Annotated in this window: 29 protein-coding genes and 2 pseudogenes; 18 read left to right on the plus strand and 13 right to left on the minus strand. The window is 44.3% G+C overall.

Annotation, left to right across the window (positions count from 1 at the left end):
* The first annotated feature begins 43 nt into the window (after positions 1-43).
* On the plus strand, positions 44-832 hold the full coding sequence (cobM, locus tag N0824_RS05335; RefSeq protein WP_108935989.1) for a precorrin-4 C(11)-methyltransferase: 789 nt from the start codon (positions 44-46) through the stop codon (positions 830-832).
* A gap of 136 nt (positions 833-968) precedes the next feature.
* On the plus strand, positions 969-1,133 hold the full coding sequence (locus tag N0824_RS20895) for a hypothetical protein (RefSeq protein ID WP_199224880.1): 165 nt from the start codon (positions 969-971) through the stop codon (positions 1,131-1,133).
* Positions 1,134-1,205: 72 nt separating this feature from the next.
* On the opposite strand, the gene N0824_RS05340 is transcribed toward N0824_RS20895, so the two are convergent.
* From N0824_RS05340 to N0824_RS05355, 5 genes are all read right to left on the minus strand, one after another.
* Positions 1,206-1,673 (minus strand): TspO/MBR family protein, encoded by a 468-nt coding sequence (locus N0824_RS05340; protein ID WP_043997989.1) that lies wholly within the window; start codon positions 1,671-1,673, stop codon positions 1,206-1,208.
* Positions 1,674-1,682: 9 nt separating this feature from the next.
* Entirely contained in the window at positions 1,683-2,024 is a 342-nt protein-coding gene (locus N0824_RS05345) for a translation initiation factor (protein WP_108935990.1), read from the minus strand.
* 211 nt (positions 2,025-2,235) lie between these two features.
* The gene (locus N0824_RS05350; RefSeq protein WP_108935991.1) at positions 2,236-3,789 is read right to left on the minus strand and encodes a cryptochrome/photolyase family protein; all 1,554 of its coding nucleotides are present in this window, start codon (positions 3,787-3,789) and stop codon (positions 2,236-2,238) included.
* A gap of 2 nt (positions 3,790-3,791) precedes the next feature.
* Positions 3,792-3,950 carry a hypothetical protein gene (locus N0824_RS20900; RefSeq protein ID WP_008206835.1) on the minus strand — a complete coding sequence of 53 codons (159 nt, stop codon included), beginning with the start codon at positions 3,948-3,950 and terminating at the stop codon, positions 3,792-3,794.
* Between the two features lie 139 nt (positions 3,951-4,089).
* Positions 4,090-5,223 (minus strand): HetZ-related protein 2, encoded by a 1,134-nt coding sequence (locus tag N0824_RS05355; protein WP_108935992.1) that lies wholly within the window; start codon positions 5,221-5,223, stop codon positions 4,090-4,092.
* A gap of 89 nt (positions 5,224-5,312) precedes the next feature.
* On the opposite strand from N0824_RS05355, the pseudogene N0824_RS05360 reads away from it, so the two are divergent.
* A pseudogene (locus tag N0824_RS05360) lies at positions 5,313-5,402 on the plus strand (helix-turn-helix domain-containing protein); the annotation flags it as partial.
* A gap of 83 nt (positions 5,403-5,485) precedes the next feature.
* Here N0824_RS05360 and N0824_RS05365 read toward each other — a convergent pair.
* Genes N0824_RS05365 through N0824_RS05380 form a run of 4 tightly spaced genes read right to left on the minus strand, consistent with a single transcriptional unit; the run spans position 5,486 to position 7,828 of the window.
* A complete protein-coding gene (locus tag N0824_RS05365; RefSeq protein ID WP_002799107.1) occupies positions 5,486-5,707 on the minus strand; it encodes a hypothetical protein in 222 nt (73 codons plus the stop codon).
* Between the two features lie 42 nt (positions 5,708-5,749).
* Positions 5,750-6,112, minus strand: a complete 363-nt coding sequence (locus tag N0824_RS21225; protein WP_233256361.1) for a type II toxin-antitoxin system HigB family toxin — start codon at positions 6,110-6,112, stop codon at positions 5,750-5,752.
* 29 nt (positions 6,113-6,141) lie between these two features.
* The gene (locus N0824_RS05375) at positions 6,142-7,251 is read right to left on the minus strand and encodes an iron-containing alcohol dehydrogenase family protein (protein ID WP_012265683.1); all 1,110 of its coding nucleotides are present in this window, start codon (positions 7,249-7,251) and stop codon (positions 6,142-6,144) included.
* 19 nt (positions 7,252-7,270) lie between these two features.
* Positions 7,271-7,828, minus strand: coding sequence for a Ycf51 family protein (locus N0824_RS05380; protein ID WP_002781770.1), 558 nt, complete (start codon positions 7,826-7,828; stop codon positions 7,271-7,273).
* Between N0824_RS05380 and N0824_RS05385 the strand changes: the two genes are divergently transcribed.
* The 4 genes and pseudogenes from N0824_RS05385 (at position 7,805) to queC (ending at position 10,046) form a co-directional block, all read left to right on the plus strand.
* Positions 7,805-8,422 (plus strand): 7-carboxy-7-deazaguanine synthase QueE, encoded by a 618-nt coding sequence (locus tag N0824_RS05385; RefSeq protein ID WP_108935993.1) that lies wholly within the window; start codon positions 7,805-7,807, stop codon positions 8,420-8,422. The genes N0824_RS05380 and N0824_RS05385 overlap by 24 nt on opposite strands.
* A gap of 250 nt (positions 8,423-8,672) precedes the next feature.
* Positions 8,673-8,990 carry a hypothetical protein gene (locus N0824_RS05390; protein WP_002736011.1) on the plus strand — a complete coding sequence of 106 codons (318 nt, stop codon included), beginning with the start codon at positions 8,673-8,675 and terminating at the stop codon, positions 8,988-8,990.
* Positions 8,987-9,348: pseudogene (locus tag N0824_RS21710) on the plus strand (aspartyl protease). Before N0824_RS05390 ends, N0824_RS21710 begins: the two are co-directional and overlap by 4 nt.
* A complete protein-coding gene (queC, locus tag N0824_RS05400) occupies positions 9,348-10,046 on the plus strand; it encodes a 7-cyano-7-deazaguanine synthase QueC (RefSeq protein WP_108935994.1) in 699 nt (232 codons plus the stop codon). Before N0824_RS21710 ends, queC begins: the two are co-directional and overlap by 1 nt.
* 17 nt (positions 10,047-10,063) lie before the next feature.
* Here the strand turns inward: queC and N0824_RS05405 are convergent, their stop codons facing one another.
* Positions 10,064-10,636, minus strand: a complete 573-nt coding sequence (locus N0824_RS05405) for a manganese efflux pump MntP family protein (protein ID WP_108935995.1) — start codon at positions 10,634-10,636, stop codon at positions 10,064-10,066.
* Between the two features lie 621 nt (positions 10,637-11,257).
* Between N0824_RS05405 and N0824_RS05415 the strand changes: the two genes are divergently transcribed.
* On the plus strand, positions 11,258-12,211 hold the full coding sequence (locus N0824_RS05415) for a branched-chain amino acid ABC transporter permease (protein WP_108935996.1): 954 nt from the start codon (positions 11,258-11,260) through the stop codon (positions 12,209-12,211).
* Positions 12,212-12,497: 286 nt separating this feature from the next.
* Positions 12,498-14,885: an ATP-dependent Clp protease ATP-binding subunit gene (locus N0824_RS05420; protein ID WP_108935997.1), complete on the plus strand. Its 2,388-nt coding sequence runs from the start codon at positions 12,498-12,500 to the stop codon at positions 14,883-14,885.
* 51 nt (positions 14,886-14,936) lie between these two features.
* Here N0824_RS05420 and N0824_RS20905 read toward each other — a convergent pair whose 3' ends face one another.
* Positions 14,937-15,080 carry a hypothetical protein gene (locus N0824_RS20905; protein WP_199224881.1) on the minus strand — a complete coding sequence of 48 codons (144 nt, stop codon included), beginning with the start codon at positions 15,078-15,080 and terminating at the stop codon, positions 14,937-14,939.
* 577 nt (positions 15,081-15,657) lie between these two features.
* Here N0824_RS20905 and atpD point away from each other — a divergent pair.
* Together atpD and atpC are read left to right on the plus strand one after the other, a co-directional pair.
* Complete coding sequence (gene atpD / locus N0824_RS05425; RefSeq protein ID WP_046663513.1) at positions 15,658-17,106, plus strand: F0F1 ATP synthase subunit beta; 1,449 nt, start codon at positions 15,658-15,660, stop codon at positions 17,104-17,106.
* Between the two features lie 74 nt (positions 17,107-17,180).
* A complete protein-coding gene (gene atpC / locus N0824_RS05430; RefSeq protein WP_002735380.1) occupies positions 17,181-17,597 on the plus strand; it encodes an ATP synthase F1 subunit epsilon in 417 nt (138 codons plus the stop codon).
* Positions 17,598-18,053: 456 nt separating this feature from the next.
* Here the strand turns inward: atpC and N0824_RS05435 are convergent, their stop codons facing one another.
* Positions 18,054-18,377, minus strand: coding sequence for a 30S ribosomal protein PSRP-3 (locus N0824_RS05435; RefSeq protein WP_002760450.1), 324 nt, complete (start codon positions 18,375-18,377; stop codon positions 18,054-18,056).
* Between the two features lie 103 nt (positions 18,378-18,480).
* Here N0824_RS05435 and mutT point away from each other — a divergent pair, with 103 nt between their 5' ends.
* From mutT to mraY, 3 genes are read left to right on the plus strand one after another with little or no spacing between them, the layout of a single operon-like run.
* Positions 18,481-18,903, plus strand: coding sequence for an 8-oxo-dGTP diphosphatase MutT (gene mutT / locus N0824_RS05440; RefSeq protein WP_108935998.1), 423 nt, complete (start codon positions 18,481-18,483; stop codon positions 18,901-18,903).
* Entirely contained in the window at positions 18,900-19,163 is a 264-nt protein-coding gene (locus N0824_RS05445) for a DUF3134 domain-containing protein (RefSeq protein ID WP_002735746.1), read from the plus strand. The genes mutT and N0824_RS05445 overlap by 4 nt, the downstream gene beginning before the upstream one ends.
* Before the next feature lie 45 nt (positions 19,164-19,208).
* Complete coding sequence (gene mraY / locus N0824_RS05450) at positions 19,209-20,276, plus strand: phospho-N-acetylmuramoyl-pentapeptide-transferase (RefSeq protein ID WP_108935999.1); 1,068 nt, start codon at positions 19,209-19,211, stop codon at positions 20,274-20,276.
* Here the strand turns inward: mraY and N0824_RS05455 are convergent, their stop codons facing one another.
* Positions 20,277-20,600: an iron-sulfur cluster assembly accessory protein gene (locus tag N0824_RS05455; RefSeq protein ID WP_108936000.1), complete on the minus strand. Its 324-nt coding sequence runs from the start codon at positions 20,598-20,600 to the stop codon at positions 20,277-20,279.
* Between the two features lie 593 nt (positions 20,601-21,193).
* On the opposite strand from N0824_RS05455, the gene hoxE reads away from it, so the two are divergent.
* The 4 genes from hoxE (at position 21,194) to yvcK (ending at position 25,391) form a co-directional block, all read left to right on the plus strand.
* The gene (gene hoxE, locus N0824_RS05465; protein WP_108936001.1) at positions 21,194-21,703 is read left to right on the plus strand and encodes a bidirectional hydrogenase complex protein HoxE; all 510 of its coding nucleotides are present in this window, start codon (positions 21,194-21,196) and stop codon (positions 21,701-21,703) included.
* 28 nt (positions 21,704-21,731) lie between these two features.
* Positions 21,732-23,339 carry an NADH-quinone oxidoreductase subunit NuoF gene (gene nuoF / locus N0824_RS05470; protein WP_108936002.1) on the plus strand — a complete coding sequence of 536 codons (1,608 nt, stop codon included), beginning with the start codon at positions 21,732-21,734 and terminating at the stop codon, positions 23,337-23,339.
* 122 nt (positions 23,340-23,461) lie between these two features.
* On the plus strand, positions 23,462-23,944 hold the full coding sequence (locus tag N0824_RS05475; protein ID WP_108936003.1) for a Tic20 family protein: 483 nt from the start codon (positions 23,462-23,464) through the stop codon (positions 23,942-23,944).
* A 73-nt stretch (positions 23,945-24,017) separates the two neighbouring features.
* Positions 24,018-25,391: a gluconeogenesis factor YvcK family protein gene (yvcK, locus tag N0824_RS05480; RefSeq protein WP_108936004.1), complete on the plus strand. Its 1,374-nt coding sequence runs from the start codon at positions 24,018-24,020 to the stop codon at positions 25,389-25,391.
* The last annotated feature ends 191 nt before the right edge of the window (positions 25,392-25,582 follow it).

A 25,582-nucleotide genomic window follows, 5' to 3' on the forward strand; every position in this document is an offset into this window, starting at 1 on the left:
CCCCACATCCCACATCCCACACCCCTTGTAAACAGGATTTAGTATGACTTTAATGGACTCCTCTGCGCTCTCCCCGGCCGTTTACTTTATTGGTGCAGGACCCGGAGATCCGGAATTATTGACGGTAAAAGCCTATAAAATTCTCCAAAAAGCCGATGTCATCCTCTTTGCTGATTCCCTCGTCCCCCAACAGATTCTTGAGGATACTCGTCAAGATGCCGAGTTAATTCCCACCAGTAGCATCACCCTAGAGGAAATTATCCCTTTAATGATCGATCGCGTGCGTCGGGGTTTAGCGGTGGTGCGACTGCAATCGGGGGATTTAAGTCTCTATAGTGCCATCCAAGAACAAATTGAGCTTTTGACAGCAGCAGATATCCCCTTTCAGCTAATCCCCGGAATTAGTGCCTTCCAAGGATTAGCGGCCAAATTGGCCCTAGAATTAACGATTCCGGAATTAGTCCAGACAATTATTCTAACCCGGGTGGAAGGAAAAGCCTCTCCCATGCCAGAAAGTGAAGAATTAGCCTCTTTAGCCGCCCATAAAGCCAGTTTATGCCTATATTTAGCCGCCCGTCACGTTGACAAAGCCCAGGAAAAACTCCTACAATACTACGGGCCAGAGCAACAGGTGGCCGTTTGTTTCCGTCTCGGTTGGCCCGACGAAAAAATCTGGGTTGTCCCCCTGTCAGAGATGGCCCAATTAACCCATCGGGAAAATTTAACTAGAACTACCCTTTATCTAATTAGTCCCGCTTTAAACCAGATTACAGGAACTCGATCGCAACTTTATCACCCGCAACATTCCCATCTTTTCCGTCCTCATTCTTAGGTATTTTCTGGGAAATGTACCGAAAGAAATACCTGGTTTCTACCTAAAGATAGATTTAAAGAGCGGCGATTTTGTTTAGGATTATTTCAGGAGGTAGGACAATTTTAAAAAACGTTTAAAATTCGTCTAACAATCCATGCACAGCTGCCCTATATGTTCGGGAATTACCCTTCGTCACCTTGTGGCTAGTCGTGCCTACTGGTATTGTCCTCACTGTCGTCAGGAGGTTCCTAACTTCCTTGATTGCTCCAGTCCTGCCAAGGTAAAGGTAGAGCGAGTTGGAGCGCAAAAAACAGTCTAGATTTGTAAAGTTGGTAGATGGCAATAATGTCTGTGGGATGGGTTAATTTTTAACCCACCCCACTTTATCTGTCTATACATCCCGAGGATTGAGATGACTCATTTCCCAAGTCACATAGGTACCGATCGGACTCCAAATCAGGTAGGGTAAGAGTAGGATGCCCGCCCAAGAAGAAACAGGGAAAACCAATAGCACCAGAAGACAACCCAAGAAAAAACCCGTACCTCCGATAATCGTTCCCGCTTTGAGACTGCGTAGTTTACAGGTGACGGGAGTATAGGCAGTAATAGTCAATTCCACCAACAGATAAAAAGCCATCAAAAACCAGCGATTAGCCGGTTGAGCTTCCCAGACTAAATAAGCAGAAATTGCCCCACAAATATAGATAATTGTCCAGATAAGAGGGATTAATCCTTCAAAGGTTAACCAATCGGGACGACGCAAACGCGCAAACCAACGTACATCGCGAGAATTGAGTAATCCCCCAGCTAACGCTACCAAAAATCCCACGACACCGATAAGCAACCAAGAGGGAATCATGATTTTAAGCTATCCTCCGCTAATTTTGGCTTTGTAACCCGATTCAATGAGAATTTGTAGAATTTTTTGGCGATGATCTCCTTGGATCTCAATGGCATTTTCTTTAACTGTACCACCCGTCCCGCAAGCAGTTTTTAACTGTTTTAATAATTTCGTCAGAGTTTCGGTTTGGCATTGAAAACCTGTAACTATGGTAACGGTTTTTCCCGCCCGACCAGATCGGGAGGTTTGTACTCGCAAATTCTGCTGATTTGGGGGTAATTCAGGAATGGAACGCTCAAAAGCTTGAGAATTGCTTTCATTTCCAAATTCCTGATAGGCAATCCGGTTTTTTTCCTTTGATTTACTCATATAGCAATTATCATACTGGGTTTGGGGTTTGGGGAAGTGGGGAGATGGGAATTATGAATTATGAATTATGAATTATGAAGTGGGGAGAAGGGAGAATAAATAAAGATATAGCGTTTCCTGTTTGCAAGAGGTACATTATCGATGTTGAAAAGCTTAATCAGCAAAAGTTTAAATGTACCACACAGGTGTGAAAAACGCTATAATCTCCCGACTATTGACTACTGACTCCTGACTCCTGACTCCTGACTCCTGACTCCTGACTGCTGATAGCTCTTAATTGGTTGGACTGGCAGCGCATTTGATTAAGTTCAGCTGCCGACATTCGATCGAGATGACCTAAAATCATATTAACTCGACCTTGAGACTTTAATTTTTCTCGATGTCGTGCCAAAAAATCCCAGTAAAGAAAGTTAAAAGGACAGGCTAAATCCCCGACTCGTTGATTTTTTTTATACAGACAACCCCGACAATAATCACTCATTTTATCAATATAGTTGGCCGAGGCGGCGTAGGGTTTGGAGGCGAGAATTCCCCCATCGGCAAATTGTCCCATTCCCAGTACATTAGTCTGCATTACCCAATCGTAGGCATCGATAAAAACACTATGAAACCAGTTTTCAATCTCTTGGGGAGAGCAACCAAAAATTAAGGCAAAATTGCTCAAAATCATTAATCTTTGAATATGATGAGCATAACCAGTATTTTCCACCTGTGATAATACTTGTTTGAGGCAATTCATCTCGGTTTGATTACTATCCCAAAAGAAAGCTGGTAGGGGTTGTTGATGCTCAAACCAATTGAGATTAGCGTAATCTTCTCCCAGATAATGATAAATCCCTTGCATATATTCCCGCCATCCCAACACCTGACGGATAAATCCTTCGATGCTATTTAGGGCTAAATTATCTTTTTTATAGGCAATTTCTGCCCCTTGAATCACTTCCAAAGGCGTTAGTAATCCTAGATTCAGATAGGGAGATAATAGGGAATGCCAGAGGGTTTCTTCTCCCGTTATCATCGCATCTTGGTACGGTCCAAAGTTGGGCAGACAATTAGTAATAAAATGCTCTAATACTTGTAAAGCTTGTCGGCGGTTTACTGCCCAGCAAAAAGGTTTAATGTTTCCATATTTAGGAATATCTAAAGCTTCCACATCAGCGATAACTTGAAGGGTAATTTCATCGGGTTCAAACCAAAGAGGAGCAGCAGTTTTTAAGCCATCTTTGGGCGGTTTACGGTTTTGTTTATCAAAGTTCCATTGTCCTCCTATGGGTTGATTATCCTCGATTAAAATCTGCCATTTTTTGCGACTTTCTCGATAGAAATCCTCTAGTAATAGTCTTTTACGAGATTTAGCCCAATTATTAAAATCTGTCCTTGTCCAGAGAAAGTGATTATTATCAATTAGGGTTATAGCACAGTCTAAATTGAGATTTTTAATTAATCTAAGAAAAGGCAAATCATTAGGCATCATTATCTGTAATTCTTTAATACCTAATCTTTTAATCCAAGCAGACAAAATCGGTTCAAAATCTTCAGCAATTTCGTAGGTGACAGACCATTCTAAAGTTTTTAATTCTTCGGCAAAATGACGCATCGCCGACCAGATTAAAACTAATTTTTGCTGATGATAGGGTCTTTGTCGAATATGATTGTGGGATTCAATTAAAATAACTGGTGTTTCCTGTGAATAGGCTTGACGATTAGCTAAGGCCGCTTGTCCTGTCCATAATTGATCCCCTAAAATCCAAATACCAATAGTCATAATTATCTCATTGCCTCGACTATTCCCCCATATTTTTTAGCCATAATATCCGCCATTTCCCGAGCAGAAAATTTACTGGCTTTGTCCATGCTGGGTGTAAATGTACCCGTAGAGGTTAAATAATGGGTAAATACCCCGACTTTTTTGCTAATAATCCACATATTTCTTGAAGTCAAAAATCAAAAAGGGGATGGTAATTATGAATTAGGAATTATGAATTATGAATTAGGAATTGGGGAGATGGGGGAAAAAAGCTGTCTCCTGACTCCTGAATACTGACTCCTATCTCCTGACTCCTGATTAGGTTTTTGTCCTAAGACTTTGGGCGCTTAGATAAAGTTGCGTCCATTCTCTGACCACTTGCGTGCGTTTACAGTTTAATTCGCCGGCGATTTCCTCAAGGGTTTTACCCGCTTTTAAGCCATCGATAACGCTTTTACCCGTGGGAGAAAGCCCGGCATAGAAACTTTGCCATTGACTCAGAGTTAAGCCAAAATTATGCTCTTGCGGGCTGATTTCTAACCATTCAGCGATTAATTCTCTCTCTTCCTTGAGGGCAAAAACCTTAATCGCATGATAGCCAACTTTTTCCCGGAGACGATAGATCTGTTGGATGGGAATATTCATCGCTTTGGCGATCGCATCTTGGCTTTGGCCCCCTAGATAGAGGTTAAACCAAGTCACCGCCTCCGGACTAACATTTTCCTCTAAATACTTAGCAAAACTCTCTTGAACTTTTGCCCGTTGAATTTGCGCTTCTTGACAAGTGCGTTGATCTTCGTAGGTAGCGATCGCATTTTGATCCAGTAAACTTAAGCTAGTTTCCCCCTCATCGCCACTAATTTCATCGGAGAGAATCCGGATCATTTCTTGCCGAGGCACATTAGTGATACCGCTTCTCGATTGACGACGGAGATAATTAACAAAACGATAGGCTAACAGGGGTTGATTGCGGATCGGACGCAGAGCGTATTCCTCCAGGGTGGCTAACAGCAGCTGATCACGAGTAGCTTGATCATTGGTACAACGAGCGATCCATGCTAACTGGGATTGCAGATAGCGATCGCTATTTAACATTTCTTGAATAATTTCTTGCAAGACATCGGCCACCGCTTGCTGACGATCGCGACTTAAGGAAACCCAAGTGCGAATTTGTTGCCGGAGAGTGACACAAGCACCGAGACGATCGATCAGGTTACGATAGGCGCGGGTGGGATTAACTTTCAGATAGCGTTGCCGCAGAATTTGCCAAAGATAGACTAATCCCCGTTTAGCGATTTCTAAATCTCTCTGGTCCAAAGTTTCCCAACGTTGGCTATCTTCACCGAGTAACCAATTGATAATGGTATCCCTTTGGCGATCGGTTAAGGAATCCTCTGTTTGAGAGAGGCGATCTTGCCATTGTTGCCTTAACTCGTCGATTATTGTCGTCATCGAAAAATTGATTCCCAAACCCCGTCTTTTTAGGACGGCTTTAGTTTCAATACTAGCGCATTTACACGGTGTATGCTAAAACCTGAGCCATGGAGAAAGCCTATCGCTACCGATTTTACCCAACACCCGAACAAGATAGGACTCTAGGCAGAAGAGAAATAGGAATTGTGCGGAAAGTGCGCGCGCATCGCTAGGGTGTGTTCCCTGAAAACATGACAATTTCAAGGTTAACCAATATTTGGGAATGCACCACCCCTACCATTTATAATTCGGGAACATTTTCCTGTTCATAATTTTCTATTAATATTCCCAAAATTTCCATTAAAGAAGCAAGAGGATGATTTTCATTTTCTCCTATTTCATCTATCAAATTATCTAACATAATTACTAATTGTTCATATTCTGATTCGCTACGGGGTATAAAGAGTATTGGCTTTAAGTTTGTCCAGGCTTGCCGTGTTTTCTCTAGATCTATCGTCGGCATTTTTTTACTCCTTCCATTTGTTTTTGTCCTATTCAGCATGAGTTAAAACTTCTCGAATATATAGCGTTTTTCAGTCTGCTGAGGTACAAAAGTTATGGGTTTTAGGCAAAAGGCAAGAGGCAAAAGGCAAAAGGGAAGAAAATAGATGTACCTCACTAGCTTAGGAAGCGCTATAAATTTTTTGTCGATGTAATGAATCGCTGCTATGAGTCTAATCTTATTTCCGCCTATGTTAAAGACAGTCATTTTTCCTACTTTGTCAGCACTGGGGAAAATAGTTCTTAATTCTGCTATGGACTGAAATTGTCCTGTCTTTATTTTTTGATACCATTCTTTTAATGCTGATTTTGTTTCGGGATACCTTTCGGCAAATTCATTTAATTTCCTCCGACTGATAACGGGCATTTTATTAATAAATCCCGAAAATATTGCCCTTAATTAGCTTTAACTTTCTGCCCGATTGTATCGGCAGTGGTAGTGGAAACCATGGCCGCCATGACTTGTTCGGGGGAAACCGTAAAAGGCAGACGATGAATGTCCGAATTAGGCTGACAGGCAATTGCGGCCGCGTGGCGCAATTGGGCCAGGGAAACATCTCTTAATCCTAAATCCTCTAGGGATTTCGGTAAACCAATTTGTTCATAAAACTGGATTAGTTGCCCCCGGGCCGATACTGCTAATTGATTACCCAAAACTATTTCCTCTAGACGCAATTGGGCGAGAATTCCGTAGGCGACTTTTTCCCCGTGCAGGGCATGATGGCAAGCGGGAATATGGGTTAAACCATTATGAATTGCATGGGCGGCCACGGTACGACAATTAGCGCCCCCCAAACCACCAATTACTCCGGCTAATAAAACGGTGGCATCCACCACCTGTTTCCAGTCCTCCCCGCCGATATTTTCCAGGGCTGCCGGGGATTTTTGGAAAAGAATATCCCGCAAAACCCGGGCCTGTTGGACAGCGGCAATGATCAGGGTTTCTGTGCAATGACCGCTACTGACGGAAGCTTCGTACCATTTAGCGATCGCATCGCCAATACCGGCGATTAAGGTTCTTTTCGGGGCAGTTTGGATAATACCGTAATCGAGAATTAATAAATCCGGACAACGGGCTAGGGACAGATCGTAAAGAAACGCCCCCGCATCGGAATAAACGTTAGATAGGGCTGTCCAGGCGGCACAGGTAGCGGCGGAGGTGGGAATCGTAGCGATCGGCAAATGGCACTGATGGGCGAGTAATTTGGCCGTATCGAGGGCCTTGCCGCCACCCACACCGATGATAAAATCTGCCTCATGACTCTTGACAGATGCCTTTAAATATGCTAGGGAATTTTCCGAACAATCGGGGGCGTAACTGTGATAGCTGGGGGTGAGATTTTTCAGGGGAGATGACAAAAAAGCTAAATTGCGATCGCCGCCCACCACGAGGGGACGTTTACCCAAATCCGCTAACTTGCCGGTGGATTCTTCTAGGGCATTGTCACCCCGAATCACTTGTGCGGGGGCGATCAACAGGGGCAAAACAGCGACAGCATTGGACATTTTTTGACAACCTCAAGGATTATTGGCTAATTTTAGCGAAACTTTCGGGAAAAAGCTGTAGTTCGGGCGTATTATCCCCCGGAGCGGAGAAGGATTTTTTAATCTGTCCCAAGTACAAAGGAGCAGATAAACCGGGCTGAGGATGAACGAGAGTGCGAGCGCTAATGATAAATTGATTATTACCGCCAGCACCGGCGCGACCGGAGGAAAACAAGTCACTAGCGGCTTGTTTTAGGGTTGCTTCCACCTGCTCGGGAGTAACAGTATTGGGCAGGGAGATAACGGCTTGATTAGCTCCGTTATCATAGACAAGGGAGAATCTCACCGCTCCCGGAATTTCTGTCCGGGTAAACAGTCCCAACCCAAGACCGAAAATCCCCACCGTCAACACGGCCATAAAGCTAGTGACACCGACGAGACGAAAGCGGATTCCCCAACCGACGAGAAAAGCGATAATCGTAAGTACCAAAAAAACCAGCGTGGCAATACCAGACCATTGGGTGTATTTGGCGAAGTTCAGGGGAATGTCCATATTTTCTATAATACTAATTCTATGAAAACGGTTAGCATAAACCATTGTACCTATCCTGTGGTCGAAACTTTCCATTCCGTGCAGGGCGAGGGCTTTTGGACGGGAAGCAATGCTTTTTTCCTCCGTTTGGGAGGTTGCGATGTCTATTGTCCTTGGTGCGACCAAAAAGAGTCTTGGAATGCCCACCGTTATCCCCAACAATCCCTGCGGGAATTGGTAGAGATGGCAAAAGGGGCTAACCCCGCTATGGTGGTGATTACCGGGGGTGAACCTTTGATGCACAATCTTGATCCTTTGACCGAGGAATTAAAAAATCAGGGTTTACGGGTACATTTAGAAACTTCTGGCGCTCATCCTTTTACTGGGGTTTTCGATTGGGTGACTTTTTCTCCTAAAACTTATAAAATGCCCGATCCTACTATTTATGCACAGGTGAATGAGTTAAAAATTGTCGTGGCTAATCCAGAGGATTTAGACTGGGCAGCTATGCAGGAAAGTAAGTTATCGGAAGGGGTGATTAAATATCTACAACCTGAATGGAATACAGTGGAAAGCAAAGAGTTAGTCTTTAATTATGTTCTCCGGCATCCCCAATGGCGCCTCAGTCTCCAAACCCATAAGTTTTTAGGAGTCCGCTAGTCAGTTATCAGTTATCAGGAGTCAGTTATCAGGAGTCAGTAGCCGGTCGTCAGGAGATTACTTTTTACTTATTCTCCCCACTTCTCCCCGCAACGCGCACGAAGTGGTCTCCCCAACCCCTAATTTACTAACAAGAGGTTAAATAAGTAGCTAGACACAATTAATTACACATATCTAACTGCCTCTTGACTTTTGCCTCTTGCCTTTTGCCTATCCTAACCAAGAAGTTAATTTTGTCCTATTACTTACTATGTCTAACAACAATTCTGAACGAGTAGTGCGTCGTGGTCGAGTTTTTCCGGAGATTCAATCTACCGAGGAAGAAAAGGCCAAACATCGCGCCCGACAATTAGAATTTTATCATCGTTGTTGGCCGATTTTTCAGAGTTTACAGCCCCGGTTAATGAAACATTATTATGGTTGGTACATTGCGATCGAACCCGATAGCGGCGATTATTTTATCGATCCCGATCAAGAAGTGGCCAGTAAAAAAGCCAGGGCAAAATATCCCGACAAAATTCATCACATCTTTGGCATTAATGAAACTGGAGTTAGTGGCAGAATATGATTGAAGGGAGATTTGGAACCAAAGGACAAATTTATTTTGATATTGATTTAGTTGGCGATGATGGATTGATTCTACCCACAGAAGTCATGCTGGATACGGGTTTTACCGAGTTTTTAGCCATAAATAGTCAAGATGCTGACAGTCTTGATTGGCGTTTTTGCGACAAAATAAATTGATAACCGCTCAAGGAGAAGCATTTTTTGATATATATTTAGGCAGAGTAAGAATTGATGGTCAAGAATACGAAATTCCCGTCTTTGCAGGGGAGGCAATTAAGGAGATTTTGTTAGGTTCGCGGTGGCTAAAACAATTTATCTTAGTAGCTAATTATCAACAAACACAGGTGACATTAGGATAATGACAAAAAAGGCGATTATTTTACTTTCTGGGGGATTAGATTCAGCGACAACAGCAGCGATCGCTTTAGCTGCTGGTTATCAATTAATCGCCCTTTCCTTTCGTTATGGACAAAGACACGAGCGGGAATTAGCGGCGGCGAAAAAAATTGCTAATTTCCTCGAAATTAAAGAACATCATCTGATCGAAGTCAATCTATCTTTGTGGGGAGGTTCCGCTTTAACCGATCAATCTATTGCTATTCCCCAAGAGGGAATTAACCCGAATATTATCCCGATTACCTATGTACCGGGGAGAAATACAGTTTTTATTTCGATCGCTCTTTCTTTAGCGGAAGCAAGGGCAGCGGAGGCGATATATTTAGGAATTAATGCGGTGGATTATTCCGGTTATCCCGATTGTCGTCCCGAGTATTTAGAGGCCTTTCAAACTTTAGCTAATTTATCATCGAAAGCGGGTTTAGAAGGGAAAGCACCCCAATTAATTGCCCCTTTGGTGATGGATAGTAAGGTAGATATCGTCCGGCGTGCTGTTAGTTTGGGGGTTCCCATCGCTGATACTTGGTCTTGTTATCAAGGAGAAGTTGAACCCTGCGGTTTATGCGATTCCTGCCGTATCAGAGATCAGGCTTTAATTGAGGCCGGTTATCCCGAATTAGCTACTTCCTTCTTGAAACAGTCAGGAAAAGGGGGAGCATAGTGAAAAATGGAGATAATCTAGGCTATTAAATGTTCAATGAGGATTTTACTGCCGATTAATATTAAAACTAAACCGCCGAGAATTTCCACCTTTTGACTAAATAAATTACCGAATTTATGCCCGATAAAAACAGCTATAAAACATAAAACAAAGGTAATAAAACCAATGACAGTGCAAGCTAAAAGTAAGGGAGTTTTAATCATCGATAAACCCAAACCAACTACCAAAGCATCGATGCTAGTAGCGATCGCTAATCCGATTAAAGTATAGCAATCTAGAGGATTAAATTTTTTTTCCTCGTCATCATTTTGAACAGCTTCGTAGATCATTTTACTGCCGATCGCCCCTAGAATAATAAAAGCGATCCAGTGGTCAAAAGAGGCAAGAAAATCGCGACAGGTTAGACCGATACCCCAACCAATCATCGGCATAATTGCTTGAAATCCCCCAAAAAACAAAGCAATTTTCAAAGCCTTATTAACATGAATATGGCGAATCATCAGGCCACTGGTTAGAGAAACGGCCACGGCATCGGCGGCTAATCCCACGGCAACAAAGGAAGTGGTTAAAAGTTCGAGTGAAGTAAACATCTATAGTTGTTTATCCTTTAATTTCCCCTTATCTTAACTAATTTTTCCCCAGAAAACTTTCATATTTCTCTCATGATCCTCTCATTTATCTATCATTTCTCTAACCTAAGTAGGTAGGCGTTAAAAGTTGTCAGATGCCCCCCTTATCAAGGGGGGATTAAAGGCAAAATCCATTTTTAATTTAATTATAACCAGCTACTTAATTACTGAGAGGATCGAATTGAAAACGTTTAAAACCACATTATCGGTTCCTCACCGATCGCCTGCACCTGATGGATCGCTTCTGGGGTAAAACTGATGATATCCTGAACTTATAGGACTTTTTCGCCCGCTACTGTGATTTTATGGGCAAATTCAGCCGTAGGAGTCCGAGTAACCAATGCTGCTGTTTCATAAATTCCCCCGAATTTTTTCCCAGACAAAGTTAAGGAAGATACTTTTTCCCATCATCGATCATCCCGTCGGCTTTTAAGGTGGCGAACGCTACCATATAGGAAAAGTGCCAAGTAAAAAATTATGATAATTTCGAGAATTACCGGAGAATGAGGTGGGAGAGAACGGTGATAAAATTAGCTAATTGACTCCCCCAACTTAAGCACCCAATAACCGCTCACCGAAAATATGGCTGATTTTTTTAACACCTATGGTTTTTTAATTGTTTCAATGATCTTTGGGTCCATCTTAGGCATTTCAATTTATCTGCCCTTAATGGCCGGTCAATTATCCTTAGCAACCCCCGGTTTTTACGCTTTAGGTGGTTATGTGGCCGCCATTCTTTCCACGAAAGTTTTTACTAATACTGGTAGCAATTATCCCCTGGCTTTGGTCTTTTTAGAAATGTTAATTGCTGGCATGATTGCGGGAATATTAGCAATAGTTTTAGGTATTCCTGTTCTACGTTTGCGAGGGATTTATTTAGCTATTGCCACAATCGCCTGGGTAGAAATTTTGAGAATTATTGCCCTTAATCTCGATATAACCGGCGGTGCGGTCGGTATTTTCGCCATTCCCCAACCTTTCACTACTCAATTAGCCTACCTTTGGCTGGCTTTGCCCCTCTTATTCCTAACTATGCTGTTTCTCTACCGGTTAGAAAACATCAAAATTGGTCGGGCATTTAATGCCATTCGTGCCGATGAATTGGCGGCTGCGGCCATGGGAATTAATCCCACCTATCACAAAGTTTTATCCTTCACTTTCGGGGCAGTTTTAGCGGCAGTTGTGGGAGCGGTAAGCGCCCATTTTATCAATACTTGGAATTCCCGTCAAGGAACCTTTGATGCCAGTATTATTTTCTTGGCTTTCGTTTTAATTGGTGGTTCCAGAACTTTTGTCGGGCCGGTGGTGGGCGGCATTGTTTTAACTGCTTTGCCCGAAGTTTTACGCGCCCTCGGTGGTGTGAATGGTTTACCAATTTGGTTAGGGAATTTCTTGCGCGATGGTCGTTTGATTATCTTTGGAATTTTAATCGTTTTGGGAACGATTTTTTATCCTCAAGGTTTAATTACACCTGAATTAATCAAAAAACTAATGCCTTTTAAAAGACGTTCCTCTCTTAGTCAAGTTGATTCCTAATTACAGTGATCAGATTTTAGTTTTCAGGTAATTGATTACTGTTTAAGTACCTAAGCAAAATTAATTACACATTTCGATAAAGCTTTTGCCTATTGCCTATGGCCTCTTGCCTATCTTCACTAGGAAATTTATTTTGCACGACTACTTACTGTTCACAGCAAAAAACTCCCCACTCCCTACTCCTGTCTCCTAACCCACCCTACTGATACGGATATCCCCCTTCCGGCTAATGTAAAGAAAACGTTACAGTAACAGGTAAAGCCCAGTAGCCAGGAAGCCGTCGATCATGTTTGAATACTTTAACCAGAAAGCTATCAAAGCGGTGATGTTCGCCCAAGAGGAAGCCCGTCGTACCGGTCACGGTGTCGTGGGTACGGAGCATTTACTCTTAGGATTGATAGGAGAAGCCACCGCCACCGCAGCCTCAATTCTCAAGGATTTAAAAGTCACCCTGCACGAAAGTCGCCGCGTGATTGAAGGAATGACCGGCCGCGGCACCGGTTACAGTCCCGTTAATATCCCTTTTACCCCGAAAGCGAAAAAGATGTTCGAGCAAGCATTTCAGGAAGCTCGACAATTAGGGGAACAGGCGATCGCACCTGAACATCTATTACTCGCTATCACCGCCGATCCCGAATCCCTAGCCGCTAAAATTTTAATTATGCAGGGTGTTGATTTGATCAAACTTCGCGGCCTTTTAATTAAAAATGCCGGGGAAAAAGTCGCTAGTGGTCGCTTCACGAGTGATAGTGACTATGAAGACCAGAAAAATACTCCTCAAGGCGGTATTTTAGCCCAATATGGCCGCAATTTAAACCAAGAGGTCAAAAATGGCAAAATTGACCCTTTAATCGGTAGAGACCCAGAAATCGAGCGAGTTGTCCAAATTTTAGGCCGTCGCAGCAAGAATAACCCGATTTTACTGGGTGAGCCGGGGGTGGGCAAAACAGCGATCGCTGAAGGGTTAGCACAACGCATCCATAATGGCGATATTCCCGAACTTTTGCAGGATAAACAGGTAATTGCCCTCGATATGGGGTCTTTACTGGCGGGAACCCGTTTTCGCGGCGATTTTGAGGAACGTTTAAAGGGTGTGGTGGAGGAAGTTCGCAAATCGGGCAGTATTATCCTGTTTATCGATGAAATTCACACTCTTGTGGGTTCTGGTAGCATGGGAGGGGCCATGGATGCTTCTAACTTGCTTAAACCTGCTTTAGCTCGCGGCGAGTTACAGTGTTTAGGGGCAACCACTCTCGATGAGTATAAACAGCATATTGAGCGCGATGCGGCTCTAGAAAGACGTTTTCAGCCAGTTATGGTGGGAGAACCGACCAAAGAGCAAGCGATCGAGATTTTACGCGGTTTAAAAGCCACCTACGAGGATTTCCATCAGGTAAAATACGATCAAAAAGCGATCGAAGCTGCCGTTAATCTATCCTCGCGCTATATCAATGATCGCTTTTTACCGGACAAAGCGATCGATCTTCTCGATGAAGCCGGATCCCGCACCCATCTGCGCTATTCTCTGCAAAGTAAAAGTCCTGCGGAGGTTAGCGAAGAATCCCCCCTAATTAACCCCGAATCTTTAATTCCGGTGGTGGATGCGGAGGAAATCGCCCAAATTGTCGCCGCTTGGACTGGTATTCCCGTTACCCAATTAACTGAAACTGAGTCAGAATCGCTCTTAAATCTGGAATATCAACTGCACGAGCGGATTATTGGTCAACAGGAGGCAGTGAATGCCGTTTCTCGTGCTATTCGTCGAGCGCGAGTAAATTTAAAGAATCCTAACCGTCCGATTGCCTCGTTTATTTTTGCTGGTCCCACGGGAGTAGGTAAAACCGAATTAACGAAAGCCTTAGCTAAGTTGCTCTTTGGCTCGGAATCCAGTATGATTCGCCTAGATATGTCGGAATTTATGGAATCCCACACGGTTTCTAAGTTAATTGGTGCGCCTCCCGGATACATCGGTTATAATGAAGGCGGTCAGTTAACGGAAGCAGTGCGTCGTCAACCCTATAGAGTGGTCTTGTTTGACGAAATCGAGAAAGCACATCCCGATGTTTTTAATCTTCTCCTGCAACTGTTAGAAGATGGTCATTTGACCGATTCCCAAGGTCGTCGGGTGGACTTTAAGAATACCCTAATTATCATGACCTCGAATATTGGCTCAAAAGTCATCGAAAAAGGCGGTAATAGCTTAGGATTCGAGATGGCTGACGATTTTGCTCAATCCCGTTACCAACAGATTTCTAATCGGGTGACAGACGAGTTAAAACAATATTTCCGTCCCGAATTTCTCAACCGTCTCGATGAAATCATTGTTTTCCGACAGTTAACTCGCGAAGAAGTTACCCAAATTGCCGATATTCTGATCGCAGATATAGCCAAACAATTGACAGAAAAAGGAATTTCTGTGGAAGTTACCGCCGCTTTCAAGGATTTGGTCATCAATGAGGGTTATGATCCTAGCTACGGTGCGCGGCCTTTACGTCGTGCCTTAACTCGACGCTTAGAGGATAGTTTAGCCGAGGCGATGTTATCGGGAAAAGTCAATTCTGGAGACCATGCGCTATTAGATGTAACTGCGGACGGTGTGGTGACAGTCTCTAGTCATCAGCGCTCCGAGCAGAGCGATATTCTCTCGCAATTACAGTTACAACCGGTGGGTTAATCCGCTCAAAAATTGCTTTTTCCGGGGTTGAAAATTTTTCAACCCCGATTTTTATAATCTAGGCAAAATAACTTCTAGGGGAGCGGGAATCATCTCGGTGCGAAAGTCCAGAATCTGGACTAGGATTAAATAGGCAACGGCGATTAAAATCGAAATCGCTCCTGTGATAATGGCGATAACTTTACCAGAATTCATATAGTTAAACGTTAATTTCCTGAGATTGCCGCAAAAGCTACCGAAATTTATTCTCATCTACGATTGCGAGCCTAAACAATTGAAACTGAGGATATCTTACAGCACAATTCTCCCGGACGGTTGAGAAGGCAGTGCATCTCAGCAAAGCTGTCCCTTGAAAATTTGACAGGAGATAGTTCTTGTCGCTCAATTCATAGATTAAACTCTATGGTCAAGCTTTAAATTATTTTTTACTTGAATCTATACAACCAGCAAAACCCTTGCTATAATCGCCAATATATGGTAAGGAGAACAATTCCATCCACTGCATCGGCATCTTCAAAGTTGATCAACCTCGCTTTGTTTTAAGGTAGGCTAAGGCCTGCCTTACTTTTTATCGGTGATCAGCAACCAGTAAGCAGAAAATTGCCATTTAATACCGATCACCGCTCAGACTGTTCACGGAAAACTCACATCTGATAACTGATAACTGATCTGATCCCCTAGCGTGATAAGCTGAGTATTGGCTAATTTTACAAAAAATTAAGACTTTCCCCTTGTGGGAGTTATCAGCTAAAACCCAGAGTAGACATAAACAATGGTAGCGACAACAGAAACTAACGTTGGTAAAATCGTCCAGATCATCGGTCCTGTCATCGATGCCGAATTTCCCAGTGGCAACCTGCCCCGTATTTATAATGCCTTAACCGTAAAAGGAACTAACTCCGCCGGTCAAAATTTATCCGTTACTTGTGAAGTCCAACAGTTACTCGGTGACAACCAAGTGCGGGCCGTTGCCATGAGTACCACCGATGGTTTAGTGCGCGGTATGGATATCGTGGACACCGGCGCAGCAATTAGCGTTCCCGTGGGTAAATGCACCCTCGGTCGGATTTTTAACGTTCTTGGTGAACCCGTGGACGAAAAAGGACCGGTTAACGTCACCGAAACCTCTCCTATTCACCGTCCCGCTCCCAAATTAGTCGATCTTGAAGTAACACCGACGGTTTTTGAAACCGGTATCAAGGTGATTGACCTGCTCACCCCCTACCGTCAAGGTGGCAAAATCGGCCTCTTTGGGGGTGCTGGTGTGGGCAAAACCGTCATTATGATGGAATTAATCAACAATATCGCCATTCAACACGGTGGTGTCTCGGTTTTTGGCGGTGTGGGTGAAAGAACCCGCGAAGGAAACGACCTCTACAACGAGATGATCGAATCGAAGGTAATCAACGCTGATAACCCCGAAGAATCGAAAATCGCCCTCGTTTACGGTCAGATGAACGAACCCCCCGGAGCGAGAATGCGCGTCGGTCTCTCCGCTTTGACCATGGCCGAATATTTCCGCGATGTCAACAAGCAAGACGTACTCTTATTTGTTGATAATATCTTCCGTTTCGTGCAAGCTGGTTCGGAAGTATCGGCGCTCCTCGGTCGGATGCCTTCTGCGGTAGGATACCAACCCACCCTCGGCACGGACGTAGGCGACCTGCAAGAGCGGATTACCTCCACCAAAGAAGGATCGATCACTTCCATCCAAGCGGTCTATGTACCGGCGGATGACTTGACTGACCCCGCTCCTGCTACTACCTTCGCTCACTTGGACGGAACAACTGTACTATCCCGGGGTCTGGCTTCCAAAGGTATCTATCCGGCGGTAGATCCCCTCGGTTCCACCAGCACTATGCTCCAAGCTGATATCGTCGGTGATGAACACTACGGCACCGCTCGCGCTGTTCAATCTACCCTGCAACGCTATAAAGAGTTACAGGACATCATCGCTATTCTCGGTTTAGACGAATTGTCGGAAGAAGATCGTCTCACCGTTGACCGCGCTCGCAAAATTGAGCGTTTCCTCTCGCAACCTTTCTTCGTGGCCGAAGTGTTCACCGGTTCTCCTGGTAAATACGTTACCCTCGCTGATACGATCAAAGGCTTCCAGATGATCCTCAAAGGTGAACTCGATAGCTTACCCGAACAAGCGTTCTACATGGTCGGCAGTATCGATGAAGCGATCGCTAAAGGCGAAAAACTCAAAAAAGGCTAATTAAAAGTCAGTAGTAACCGCTAAACGCGGTTACTTAACCCAGAAATCTGCCAAAATTATCGTTATTATCACCAATGAGCATTACAGTACGGGTTATTACACCCGATCGCATTGTCTGGGATAACGTGGCCGAAGAAGTAATCCTACCCAGTTCCACGGGACAATTAGGTATTCTTAGCGGTCACGCTCCTTTATTAACTGCCCTGAATATTGGCGTAATGCGAATTCGACCGGGGAAAGACTGGGAAAATATCGCGGTTTTGGGCGGTTTTGCTGAAGTCGAAAATAATGAGATCAAAGTCCTCGTTAATGGGGCGGAATTAGGCTCAAAAATCGATAAAGAAAAAGCTCGCGCCGAATACGAACGGGCCCAAACTCGTCTCGATGAAGTCAGTAAAGGGGATGACCGTCGCAAAACTATCCAAGCGCAACAATCATGGCGCAAAGCTCGCGCTAGATACCAGGCCGCTGGCGGTTTAGTATCGGTTTAAACCAAGCCAAATCAAATTAAATTAAAGCAAAATCGGGCGGGTTTATATAAACCTACCCGATTCTTTTTCAGTTATCAGTTATCAGTTATCAGTTATCAGATTTGAGGTTTCAGTGAATACTGTTAAGTAGTCGTGCAAAATTAATTTCCTAGTGAAGATAGGCAAGAGGCAAGAGGCAAGAGGTGTTTAGATATGTGTAATTAATTTTGCTTAGGTACTTATTGAGAAGTTGCTGTTCTCCTACTGATCGGTGATCACTGAAAAAGTTTCCTGTTTTCCGTTGCCTAAAACTGGAGATTTTGTCGCTCTCCATTAAGATAACTGCTAAACTAAGACGCATTTAAAACGCTTATTCTTAGATTAGCCCAACCTTCCCCAATCCCTTTACTGTTGCCTTTTGACTCTTGCCTCTTGCCTCGTCTCAACAAGCAATTTAAATTACGAACAGCTTATAAATTAATTGCTACCACTAAAAACAACTTCGGGGAATTTTAACTGTGCATCGGCCATGGGAATTTGTCGGCCTTGATTGCGTAACTCTTGCCAAAAATTAATTACTTCTGTGGCTTTGTTGAGAACATCGACGCGATCGGATTCATCAATCCAGTGTTTTGCTTCTAACTCCTCTTGCAGTTGTTGCCAAGCATCATTGCGCGGCCAGAAAAAATAAGCGGTGAGGGGGCTAGTTCCTTTGCCGACCACCTGATCCACAGCGATCGCTACGTTCTGATCTAACCACAATACTTTTAAAATAAACTTTGATTCGGAACTGACTGTCATTGTTAATCGTTAATCGTACAATTCTCGATTATATCATCTTTTGACTCAATTTTTCGCAGTCAATTTTTAACTATTTTTTGCTGTTTTTTCGTCAATAACCCCTATGATTCCAGAAACAGACTCTTTAGCTTCTAAACAAATCGGTGTGGCCGTAATTAGAGACGATCAAGATTTAATTTTAATCGATCGCCGTCTAGCCAAGGGACTCCTGGGCGGTTTTTGGGAATTCCCTGGCGGCAAAATCGAAGGCAATGAAACGGTGCAGGAATGTATTAAACGGGAGATATTAGAAGAAATTGGCATTGACATTGCGGTGGATAGTCATTTAATCACTATCGATCACACCTATAGTCATTTTCGGGTTAATCTACAGGTATATAACTGTCGTTATCTCAGCGGACAAGCAAGAGCGATCGAATGTGAGGAAATCCGCTGGGTAACTATCCAGGAACTAGATAATTACACTTTCCCCGCGGCCAATCAAGAGATTATCAGAGCCTTAAAAGACATGGTAAACTCGAAATGATTGCTGTTAATCGTCGAGTGATTATGCTTAATCCTTCTATTCGTCAAGAACCCCGCTACGAACCGGCCGCGGTTATTCCCCTAAAAAAAGACGCTTCCATTGTCGAGTGGTTAGAAAAAAATAATCGCATGATTCCCCGGGATAAAATCGCCGAACCGGATCTGACTCTGGAAGAAGATGTGGAACTATCTGAACTGATGGATGTCGATGATATCGGTTATGATGACGACGAGGACGAATTAGTCTTAGATGAAGATTAATCCCGTCTTCTTTGGCAAATTTTCCCTTTATCTGACGCTTTAGTCGTGAACGCTAACATTTTTTCCGCCCCTATCTTTAAAAAACCCACTGGAACCCATCTCCTGATTCTACTAACGGGATTACTATTTCTGTTAGTAGTTTTTTTTCAGTCCACTAATTCCCTGTTACTCCCCCTGATGGCCACAACGCTAATTAGTGCTGGTTTTGGTTGCTGGGTAGTACCGATGCTGCGGCGCTTGAAAATGGGTCAGATTATGCGCGAAGATGGTCCCCAGGCTCATTTAAAGAAAGCAGGAACCCCAACCATGGGAGGCAGCTTTTTTGTGCCAGTAGCCCTTATTTTCGCTTTAATCTGGTCTAAATTCACTCCTAATGTGGTGGCGGTTGCTTTGCTAACCTTTGTTTACATGGGTATCGGTTGGTTAGATGATTGGCAAATTCTGCGTTATAAGTCCAATAAAGGCCTATCTCCCCGGATGAAGTTAATTTTACAGATAGCGGGGGCGGTGCTTTTTTGTCTCTGGATGTTGGTCAATCAGGTGAGTACCGATATCACCCTTTGGGGTCGATTAGTGATTCCTTTGGGCTTTTTCTTCTGGATTTTGGCGGGATTTGTCCTTGTGGCTGAAAGTAACGCCACTAATCTCACCGATGGGGTGGATGGATTAGCGGGGGGAACTGGTGCGATCGCTTTTTTAGGTTTAGGTATTATTATCGCCCCTAGTCATCCGGATTTGGCGATTTTCTGCACTTGTTTTAGTGGTGCTTGTCTAGGCTTCATTTTTCACAACCGCAACCCCGCTAAAGTGTTTATGGGTGATACGGGTTCCCTCGCTTTGGGAGGCGCTTTAGCTGCGGTGGGTTTAATTACTGGACATCTCTGGGGATTATTTTTAATTAGTGGTCTCTTCTTTCTGGAATCTCTTTCGGTAATCGCTCAGGTTATCTATTATAAAGCCACAAAAGGACCCGATGGCAAGGGCAAAAGATTATTAAAAATGGCTCCTTTTCATCATCATTTAGAATTAAGTGGTTGGACGGAAACGAAGATTGTGGGAGCTTTTTATCTGGTTAATGCGCTTTTAGTTGTCTTGGCTATTTGGAGCAGTTAATTAAGCACTAAAGGAAAGACCACAACCGCAGGTATTTTGGGTGTTGGCATTGGTAAAACGGAAACCACCACCCATGAGATCTTCTGAATAGTCTAATTTTAAAATTTGTAGGTAGCGATCGCTGTCAGGATCGACTAAAATATTAATACCCTGACTTTGATAAAAGCGATCGTTTTCTGCCACAATAGGGGTTAATTCGAGATGATAGTGAAGTCCCGAACAACCACCGTTTTTTACTGCCAAACGCAGATAGGAACCAGTCAGGCGACGGCTTTGACTCCAACGTTCAATTTCTCTAGCGGCGGCGGGACTTAATTCGATCATTGTTTTTGAGACTATTGTAATAATAATATCGGTTCTTCCGAACTTACACTGTAGAAAAGTCCCCAAGCTCCCTCTCTGTCCAGCAATGTTCTAAAGTTGATAAATATCAATCTAACAAAAACTCAAAGCCTTATTGTACAAGCTTTACAAGCATAAGTTGTTGATAGTTTTGCATGACAGGTTCGGTAGAGCCGTGATGAATGACTACTCTTCTCCATTTTATTCTGAAAAGTCGGTTTTGGCAACGGATTGTTATGACCTCACCCCCTTAACCTACGAAAAGAGGGGGATGCTTTCAGAAAACGGGTTTCTTGAAGAAACCCGTTTTCTAAATATATGAGATTGCTTCAGGGTGTTATAGTGTTGAGACAAGTGCAGCTTTTTACCCCATCTCCCCATCTCCTAATCCCTGACTGATAACTGATTACTGGTCACTGATAACTGAATATCCCCCAATAACTAAAGGAAAGATAAAGTTATCGATCGCCCTCCGGAGCCAGTGTCAGAATAAAACTAGGGAGATGACCAAGGAAAACCGACAACTCTCCATCTCTTTCCCGTCATCGCCCCTAAAATTTATTTGGTTCAGATTTATGCAAACTGCCAATCCTCCTCAAACGGAGAAAAAAGAGCATCCCAGTGGCGATAAACGCTTCAAAGTCCTCGACATCACCATGAAGCGAGCAGGATATAATCAATCAGCCCTGATTGAAGTCCTGCACAAAGCTCAAGAAGCCTTTGGATTCCTAGAAGAAGATGTTCTCCTCTACGTTGCCCGGGCGCTAAAACTGCCCCTCAGTCACGTCTATGGAGTAGCAACCTTCTATCATCTCTTTTCCCTGAAACCGGCGGGAAAACACACCTGTATCGTCTGTATGGGGACCGCTTGTTATGTCAAAGGCAGCGGCAAAATCCTCGAAGACATCGAAAACAGCTTTGATGTCAAAGTGGGAGAAACCACCGCCGATGGAGAAATTTCCCTAGTGTCGGCCCGTTGTATCGGGGCCTGTGGGATTGCACCGGCCGTGGTCTTCGATGGAGTCGTGGCCCCAAAACAAGATTCGGAAACTGTCTTGGCGAAACTAAAGAGTTTCTCCCAGTAATTTTTCACTCTAGTGGATTGAGAAAAATATGGACTTACAAGAATTATTGGCAGTGGCCGAGAAAGAAAAAACTAGACAAAAAAGCATCCGGGTGCATTGTTGCACTTCCACCGGTTGCCAAGCTGCTAACTCCCTCCAAATCGAAAAAAACCTCGCCACCGCCGTCAAAGAGGCACACCTAGAGGATACAGTCGAAGTGGTCGGGGTCGGTTGTATGGGTTTTTGTGGTCGCGGTCCGTTGGTGGAAGTGGATCCCCAGGACCTCTTATACGAAGAAGTCACCCCGGAAAGTGCGGCCAGCATTATTGCAGCCTTAAACGGCGGCAAAACCGAGGTGCAATTAGGGGACTCAAAACATCCCTTTTTCTCCCATCAGGTCAAAATTGTCCGGGAAAATAGCGGTAAAATCGATCCCGATCGCATTGAGGAATATATCGCCGTCGGGGGTTATCAATCTCTCTACAAGGCCCTCTACGAGATGACTCCGGCCCAGGTGGTGGAGGAAATCACCCAAAGCGGTTTGCGCGGCCGGGGAGGTGCGGGTTATCCCACCGGTTTAAAATGGGCAACGGTGGCTAAACAACCGGGTCAACAAAAATACGTTATCTGTAATGCTGATGAAGGCGACCCCGGGGCGTTTATGGACCGTAGTGTTTTGGAAAGTGACCCCCATTTAGTCCTGGAAGGAATGGCGATCGCTGCCTATGCCGTGGGGGCGGATCATGGTTATATCTATGTTAGAGCCGAATATCCTCTGGCGATCAATCGTCTGCAAAAAGCGATTAATCAGGCCAAAAAATTTGGTTTAATGGGTTCCCAAGTATTCGAGTCCACTTTCGATTTTAAGGTGGATATCCGCATCGGGGCGGGAGCTTTTGTCTGTGGAGAGGAAACCGCTCTCATCCATTCCATTGAAGGCGGCCGCGGCACTCCCCGCACCCGTCCCCCCTATCCGGCCCAATCGGGCCTCGATGGTTGTCCCACCCTGATTAATAACGTCGAGTCCTACGCTAATATCGCCGCTATTATCCGCGAGGGAGCCGCTTGGTACGCCAATATCGGTACTGCCAGCAGTAAAGGCACAAAAATCTTCGCTTTAACGGGAAAAATCCGCAATAATGGGCTGATTGAAGTGCCGATGGGTATTACTCTCCGGGAAATTGTCGAGGAGATGGGGGGTGGTGTTCCCGATGGTCAGGTGAAAGCGGTACAAACCGGCGGCCCCTCCGGGGGTTGTATTCCCGCTAATTTACTCGATACTCCCGTGGATTACGAATCCTTAGCCAAACTCGGTTCGATGATGGGATCCGGGGGTATGGTGGTTATGGATGATACCACCAGCATGGTGGAAGTGGCGAAATTCTATATGGAATTCTGTCGCGAGGAGTCCTGTGGTAAATGTATCCCCTGTCGCACGGGAACAGTACAAATGTTTGAATTATTGGCCAAAATTATCGCTCGAAAGGCCGATATTCACGACCTCGAAAACCTAGAACATCTCTGTCAAATGGTTAAAGAAACCAGTCTTTGCGGTCTTGGTCAAAGCGCCCCCAATCCGATTTTAAGTACCCTAAAGTATTTTAAGGAGGAATATCTGGCTCTGTTACAGGAAACCAAGCACCCCGTCTCTGTTTGAGAAAAAATCGATCGAGGCCTAACAATCTTCGGCCTCGAGCAATTTTTTCAGTTACGCGAAGTCTGGTGGGCTGCCGGGTTATCTTGGAGAGAGTTAGCAGTAGTCTCAGGAGACAATAGATTATGACTTGGCGCGGCTCAACCGATACAAAAGATCGCATTTTTGCAGCCTTAGTATATCTTTTACCCTTATATTCGGCTTTTGCCTTCGGGATCTTTATCTTTCAGCAAATTCCTTTTTTAGGAGCGGCCTTAGCAATAGCCTTATATCCCTTAGCTTTTCTCTATAGTTCCCTGGGAACCTTTGGCAGTTTAATTATCTTTTTCGTCCTCTTTTTCGCCGTGGTACGCAATCCCCGCATTAGTCATTTTATCCGGTTTAACACCATGCAGGCGATTTTAATCGATATTTTGGTGTATTTATTGGGATTGGTTTTAGGTTTCGTCGCTAGGGGTGGGGCGAATTTAGTGGTAGAAACTCTTTTTAACGTCGTCTTTTTGGGAGCATTTGCCGCCTGTGTTTACAGCATTATACAGTCGGTTATCGGCAAATACGCCGATATTCCCACAATTTCCGAGGCAGCCTATTCCCAAGTGGGAGGTTAGGTTAACTTGAGTTTGTCCCCTTTTTCGGCTACAGTCTCTCCAGAATCAATGCGTTCGCTGCCAGGCCACATCTATGAGTCCATTTAAACAGACGCTACGGGAACTCAACGCTCAGAAGGGGAAAATAGCCGCTTCTGTGGGCAGAAAAACCCCTAAACGGGTTAATCGTTGGTTTAAATGGCTTTCTCCCGGTCTTTTTGTCAAACGCTGGCTTTTAATCAGTTTAACCGGCGTTTTTCTCACCTCCTTCGGTTTGGCTATTTGGGTAAAATTAACCCCGGTTAATCGCTTTTTAGAGTTTGTTTCCCAAGCATTAGAAACGATCGCCCGTTTGGTCCCTAATTCTGTTTCTGGGCCGCTGGCGGTTTTGTTGGGTGTCTTTTTGTTATTCTGGGGTCAGAGTCGCACCGTCGAAACGATTACAGAAGCACTACAACCGGACGCATCGGAGGAATTAGTTGATCTCCTACGCACCCATCGTCGTCTTCATCGCGGCCCGAAAATTGTAGCAATTGGTGGCGGTACGGGTTTATCGACGCTTTTACGCGGTTTAAAACAGTATAGTTCTAATATCACCGCTATTGTCACTGTAGCTGATGATGGCGGTTCTTCGGGCCGATTACGTCGGGAAATGGGCATTTTACCCCCGGGGGATATTCGCAATTGTATCGCCGCTTTAGCCGATGAGGAAAAGTTATTAACGGAATTGTTTCAATATCGCTTTCATGCCGGGGATGGTTTATCGGGCCACAGTTTTGGTAATTTATTTATCAGCGCTATGACCGAGATTACTGGGGATCTGGAACAGGCGATCGATGCTAGTGCCAAAGTTTTGGCAATTCGTGGGAAAGTGCTACCGGCTACCCTTACCGATGTTAGTCTCTGGGCTAAGTTAGCCGATGGGCGCATTATTGAGGGAGAATCGAAGATAACCGAAGCTATGGGCCAAATTCGTCAGATTGGCTGTCATCCTGCCGATCCGGTCGCTTTACCGGCGGCTTTAGCGGCGATCAAAGAGGCAGATTATATTATTATCGGGCCGGGTAGTCTTTATACCAGTATTATCCCTAATTTGTTGGTTCCCGCAATTCGTCAGGCCCTAGCACAGGTGACAGTTCCCCGTGTCTATGTTTGTAATATTATGACCCAGCCGGGGGAAACGGATAATTATTCGGTGGCAGATCATTTGCGAGCGATCGAAGGAGTCTGTGAAGAACGCGTCTTTGATGCAGTTTTAGCCCAAAGAACTTCACCATCGCCCCAATCCTTAGAATTATACGCCCAAGAGCATAGTCATCCCGTCTTTTTAGATCGCGAGGAGGTGGGGAAAATGGGTTATCGCATTGTTTTAGCGAATGTAATGGCAGAAGATGAAGTTACTGCCAAAGTTCGTCACGATCCCCAACGTTTAGCCCGAGTTTTATGGCGCTGGTATGCTAAAAAGTGAAACTTCGTTTTAGGTAGCCTGTCGTCGGTCGTCAGGAGATTATTTTTATGGTTCTTACGAACTTACACTGTAGAAAATTCCTCAAGTTCCCGCTCTGCCCAGCAATGCTCTAAAGTTGATAAATATCAATCTGACAAAAACTCAAAGCCTTATTATACAAGCTTTACAAGCATGAGTTTTTGATAGTTTTA

The organism is Microcystis sp. 0824 (assembly GCF_003112475.1).
Taxonomy (GTDB): domain Bacteria; phylum Cyanobacteriota; class Cyanobacteriia; order Cyanobacteriales; family Microcystaceae; genus Microcystis; species Microcystis aeruginosa_C.

Excerpts from the sequence above, each read along its gene's own strand:
- cobM (WP_108935989.1), top strand. The coding sequence starts at position 44 with ATGACTTTAATGGACTCCTCTGCGCTCTCCCCGGCCGTTTACTTTATT.
- N0824_RS20895 (WP_199224880.1), top strand. The coding sequence starts at position 969 with ATGCACAGCTGCCCTATATGTTCGGGAATTACCCTTCGTCACCTTGTG.
- N0824_RS05340 (WP_043997989.1), bottom strand. The coding sequence starts at position 1,673 with ATGATTCCCTCTTGGTTGCTTATCGGTGTCGTGGGATTTTTGGTAGCG.
- N0824_RS05345 (WP_108935990.1), bottom strand. The coding sequence starts at position 2,024 with ATGAGTAAATCAAAGGAAAAAAACCGGATTGCCTATCAGGAATTTGGA.
- N0824_RS05350 (WP_108935991.1), bottom strand. The coding sequence starts at position 3,789 with ATGACTATTGGTATTTGGATTTTAGGGGATCAATTATGGACAGGACAA.
- N0824_RS20900 (WP_008206835.1), bottom strand. The coding sequence starts at position 3,950 with ATGTGGATTATTAGCAAAAAAGTCGGGGTATTTACCCATTATTTAACC.
- N0824_RS05355 (WP_108935992.1), bottom strand. The coding sequence starts at position 5,223 with ATGACGACAATAATCGACGAGTTAAGGCAACAATGGCAAGATCGCCTC.
- N0824_RS05365 (WP_002799107.1), bottom strand. The coding sequence starts at position 5,707 with ATGCCGACGATAGATCTAGAGAAAACACGGCAAGCCTGGACAAACTTA.
- N0824_RS21225 (WP_233256361.1), bottom strand. The coding sequence starts at position 6,112 with ATGCCCGTTATCAGTCGGAGGAAATTAAATGAATTTGCCGAAAGGTAT.
- N0824_RS05375 (WP_012265683.1), bottom strand. The coding sequence starts at position 7,251 with ATGTCCAATGCTGTCGCTGTTTTGCCCCTGTTGATCGCCCCCGCACAA.
- N0824_RS05385 (WP_108935993.1), top strand. The coding sequence starts at position 7,805 with ATGAAAACGGTTAGCATAAACCATTGTACCTATCCTGTGGTCGAAACT.
- N0824_RS05380 (WP_002781770.1), bottom strand. The coding sequence starts at position 7,828 with ATGGTTTATGCTAACCGTTTTCATAGAATTAGTATTATAGAAAATATG.
- N0824_RS05390 (WP_002736011.1), top strand. The coding sequence starts at position 8,673 with ATGTCTAACAACAATTCTGAACGAGTAGTGCGTCGTGGTCGAGTTTTT.
- queC (WP_108935994.1), top strand. The coding sequence starts at position 9,348 with ATGACAAAAAAGGCGATTATTTTACTTTCTGGGGGATTAGATTCAGCG.
- N0824_RS05405 (WP_108935995.1), bottom strand. The coding sequence starts at position 10,636 with ATGTTTACTTCACTCGAACTTTTAACCACTTCCTTTGTTGCCGTGGGA.
- N0824_RS05415 (WP_108935996.1), top strand. The coding sequence starts at position 11,258 with ATGGCTGATTTTTTTAACACCTATGGTTTTTTAATTGTTTCAATGATC.
- N0824_RS05420 (WP_108935997.1), top strand. The coding sequence starts at position 12,498 with ATGTTTGAATACTTTAACCAGAAAGCTATCAAAGCGGTGATGTTCGCC.
- N0824_RS20905 (WP_199224881.1), bottom strand. The coding sequence starts at position 15,080 with ATGAATTCTGGTAAAGTTATCGCCATTATCACAGGAGCGATTTCGATT.
- atpD (WP_046663513.1), top strand. The coding sequence starts at position 15,658 with ATGGTAGCGACAACAGAAACTAACGTTGGTAAAATCGTCCAGATCATC.
- atpC (WP_002735380.1), top strand. The coding sequence starts at position 17,181 with ATGAGCATTACAGTACGGGTTATTACACCCGATCGCATTGTCTGGGAT.
- N0824_RS05435 (WP_002760450.1), bottom strand. The coding sequence starts at position 18,377 with ATGACAGTCAGTTCCGAATCAAAGTTTATTTTAAAAGTATTGTGGTTA.
- mutT (WP_108935998.1), top strand. The coding sequence starts at position 18,481 with ATGATTCCAGAAACAGACTCTTTAGCTTCTAAACAAATCGGTGTGGCC.
- N0824_RS05445 (WP_002735746.1), top strand. The coding sequence starts at position 18,900 with ATGATTGCTGTTAATCGTCGAGTGATTATGCTTAATCCTTCTATTCGT.
- N0824_RS05455 (WP_108936000.1), bottom strand. The coding sequence starts at position 20,600 with ATGATCGAATTAAGTCCCGCCGCCGCTAGAGAAATTGAACGTTGGAGT.
- hoxE (WP_108936001.1), top strand. The coding sequence starts at position 21,194 with ATGCAAACTGCCAATCCTCCTCAAACGGAGAAAAAAGAGCATCCCAGT.
- nuoF (WP_108936002.1), top strand. The coding sequence starts at position 21,732 with ATGGACTTACAAGAATTATTGGCAGTGGCCGAGAAAGAAAAAACTAGA.
- N0824_RS05475 (WP_108936003.1), top strand. The coding sequence starts at position 23,462 with ATGACTTGGCGCGGCTCAACCGATACAAAAGATCGCATTTTTGCAGCC.
- yvcK (WP_108936004.1), top strand. The coding sequence starts at position 24,018 with ATGAGTCCATTTAAACAGACGCTACGGGAACTCAACGCTCAGAAGGGG.